The organism is Alishewanella maricola (assembly GCF_016343785.1).
In the GTDB taxonomy this organism is placed as follows: Bacteria; Pseudomonadota; Gammaproteobacteria; order Enterobacterales; family Alteromonadaceae; genus Alishewanella; species Alishewanella maricola.
In genome coordinates, this window is record NZ_JAEINI020000031.1 from 1 (window position 1) to 2,200 (window position 2,200).

At 41.8% G+C, this 2,200-nt stretch carries 4 protein-coding genes; all 4 read left to right on the forward strand.

The genetic code is table 11. The annotated features are described in order from the left end of the window. The first annotated feature begins 44 nt into the window (after nucleotides 1-44). The 4 genes from JAO78_RS16505 to JAO78_RS16520 all read left to right on the forward strand — a co-directional run bounded on the left by JAO78_RS16505 (nucleotide 45) and on the right by JAO78_RS16520 (nucleotide 2,104). Nucleotides 45-305, forward strand: coding sequence for a hypothetical protein (locus tag JAO78_RS16505; RefSeq protein ID WP_226752459.1), 261 nt, complete (start codon nucleotides 45-47; stop codon nucleotides 303-305). A gap of 163 nt (nucleotides 306-468) precedes the next feature. Further along, on the forward strand, nucleotides 469-861 hold the full coding sequence (locus JAO78_RS16510) for a GCN5 family acetyltransferase (protein WP_226752460.1): 393 nt from the start codon (nucleotides 469-471) through the stop codon (nucleotides 859-861). 425 nt (nucleotides 862-1,286) lie between these two features. Then, the gene (locus JAO78_RS16515; RefSeq protein WP_226752461.1) at nucleotides 1,287-1,745 is read left to right on the forward strand and encodes a hypothetical protein; all 459 of its coding nucleotides are present in this window, start codon (nucleotides 1,287-1,289) and stop codon (nucleotides 1,743-1,745) included. 98 nt (nucleotides 1,746-1,843) lie between these two features. Continuing rightward, nucleotides 1,844-2,104, forward strand: a complete 261-nt coding sequence (locus JAO78_RS16520; RefSeq protein ID WP_226752462.1) for a hypothetical protein — start codon at nucleotides 1,844-1,846, stop codon at nucleotides 2,102-2,104. The last annotated feature ends 96 nt before the right edge of the window (nucleotides 2,105-2,200 follow it).

Consider the following 2,200-nt stretch of genomic DNA (forward strand, 5'->3'; position numbering starts at 1 on the left):
GTTAGGTGCCGGTTCCGCTGAGCCCGAGGAGAATTTAGAGTCAAATGGAAATTTACAATACCGATATCGCATCTGCGATTTTGATTTTGCTCGGTCTTGTCGTTCTCTTCAAAAAGAGCATTACATTAACTCTTTCTGTTGGCCCATCAGGTACTAACACCTTCGTCAATGAAAACAGTAAGTATACAAAAAGTAGTAATTTTCAGCTTCAAGGTATTCAAAAACTATTACTTGGATTAGGTTTGGTTATCGGCGGTTTTCTTTTTGGTTTTTATGTGCAAGGAGAATTGGCATTTACACTTTAAGTTTCAATGTTGATTCGGCACCTAACAAGCGCCTAATGGCAGTCGCTAGCGCGACTTCGGACACACAATTTGTTGCGCAATTTGCATTTCGCTGCGCTACATTATCGCAAATTACCCAACAAACTGTGCGCCGCATAGGCGAGCGTTATGCCTTAAGAGAGATATGAGCATTTTTCCCGTTGCAGTTGATGAAAAAATGGTTGGCGAATATCCGGCAGAGGCAAAGTCTGGCGGCGGTTACTTCTATGATGATGTGCTTGAATATCGTGTCTGGTGCCGTCCGTGGCTTGGCGCACCTGATGAGTTTGATGGCGAAATCTACTACTACGCGTTTTCTTCGTTTGAGGCTGCAAAGGAATTTTCTGATAACACTATAGGCTCTGAGCAACCGCTGGTTTTAGTGCGGCAATTTGAGTGGATAGATGAACCAACACCAGGTCAATTTATTCCCATGAAAGGTGAGCGCATCACCAAGTGGTTAGTTGAATGGTTGCAAGGTAATAAAAGAGAAGAGCAAACTATTTCGCAGTTTATAGAGGCTAGCGTTGGGGCATAACAAACGCCAGCACAAACGCGCCCTTTGGGCGCTCGACTCGCAACAAGTTGCTCGCGTGTGTGGCGGGCGTTAAGCGGTATTATGAAAAGTCGTAATGAGGTGGGCGCTCTGGATGCCCGACTAATTTTGTTGTTTATTATGGGGCCGCCCTTTGGAGCCGCTCATTTGGTATTTCGTCACGAGTTAGTTTGGTCGCTTATAGTCTTTTTAGCTTGGTTAGTGGCGTGTTTTCCGTTGATGCAATGGCTAAACCGTAAAAGCTTGGCTCGAAAACGGTATGTATCATTAATGATTGTAATAATGTCCTGCTTTTATGGAGTAGTTTTTTATGCAAGAACAACCGCTTAACAATACGCATCATTCGCTCCCTTCGGTCGCTGGGACGCCAACCCGCTGCGCGGCTCGCCGCCCATGTGCTTTGCGTTATGCCGGAAGATATGAAATCAATTTCCAATAAAACATTCGATTTTGTAAATCACGAGCTTGAGGTCGATAAGATAATTCGTTCTAAGTTTAATGACTCGCAAATGTCGAACGCAAAATGGAAGAAGTTATTCATGTATTTGGCTCATATCTGTCCTAAAGCCCACGCAATATGGAAATTTGTGGGTTCTGATAATGATGGTGTTGCTTTGACTGGTTTGCCCGAAATTGATGAATTAGAGGAAACTTTTATCAATCATCGATTCTGGTTCGGACCAATGTATTACAAAGAAATCGAATGGGTTAGCTTTCCGAATGTTGTAAAAAAACGAGGTTTTGAAACAGTACCATCGCAGAACATTTCCCAAGATACAGATTTTATCTTGAGTGAATTGATTAAAATTGGTCATTGGCCAATTGAAGAAAATGCTAATGGTTTCATTATTTATGGTCATCGGTGAGTTAACGCATAACAAGCCGCGTCATTTGGGGCCTTCGGCCGCAGCGACGCTCACAAGTTCGCGCGCATGCGCGGGTCGTTATATTTTCAGGGAAGTCCATGCGTATAATTAGTATTTTAGCTTTCTTAACGTTGGTTGGATGTAGCGAAGCTGACATAGAGCCATGCAGTCAAGTAGAGATCGGAATGTTCGAATCAGAACTTATCAAAGAACTTGGCAGTCCTTTTCAAAAATCTGATGAAATAGATAATAAGAAAGCGTTAATGTTTAAAGGTGAAAATATTCCAACAATAATGATTGTTGAGTTAAACAAAACCGAGTTAGGTAAATACAAAGTGTCGCATTGTAATGTCATGTAAAATTGAAAATATAACAAGCAATTCAAAAGGGACAAAAAACAGTTTGCTGTTTCGTTCCTCAACATTTTAGCAAACAATTTTTTGCCCGTTAATTGG